Origin of the sequence: Vogesella mureinivorans (genome assembly GCF_007644035.1) — a bacterium.
GTDB lineage: Bacteria > Pseudomonadota > Gammaproteobacteria > Burkholderiales > Chromobacteriaceae > Vogesella > Vogesella mureinivorans.
In genome coordinates, this window is the sequence record NZ_VMTV02000519.1 from 1 (window position 1) to 362 (window position 362).

General features: G+C 67.4%; 1 protein-coding gene. It reads right to left on the reverse strand.

The genetic code is table 11. The annotated features are described in order from the left end of the window. A partial coding sequence (locus FLQ44_RS14340) for an efflux RND transporter permease subunit (protein WP_147694968.1) occupies positions 1–362 on the reverse strand: 362 nt, incomplete at both ends.

Sequence of the window (362 nt, forward strand, 5' to 3'; positions counted from 1 at the left end):
GGCGCGCACCTCGGCGCCGGCGCCGCGGGCGACCGCCGGCGGCAGGACGCCGGCGCAGGAGGGGAAGCTGGTCATCAGGATCGGGCGCAGGCGCAGGCGACAGGTCTCGACCGCGGCATCGACGATGCTGCGGCCCTGCGCTTCCAGGTCGCGGGCGAACTCGACGATAAGGATCGCGTTCTTGCAGGCCAGGCCCATCAGCACGACCAGTCCGATCTGGGTGAACACGTTCATGTCGATGATGGTGGGTGGTGCCGCCGTCATCGGATTGATCCAGCCGAGTCCTATCTGTGCGCCGAACCACAGGCCGTTGATCAGGTTCAGCACCCAGATGCCGCCGAAGGCAGAGAGCATGCACATCG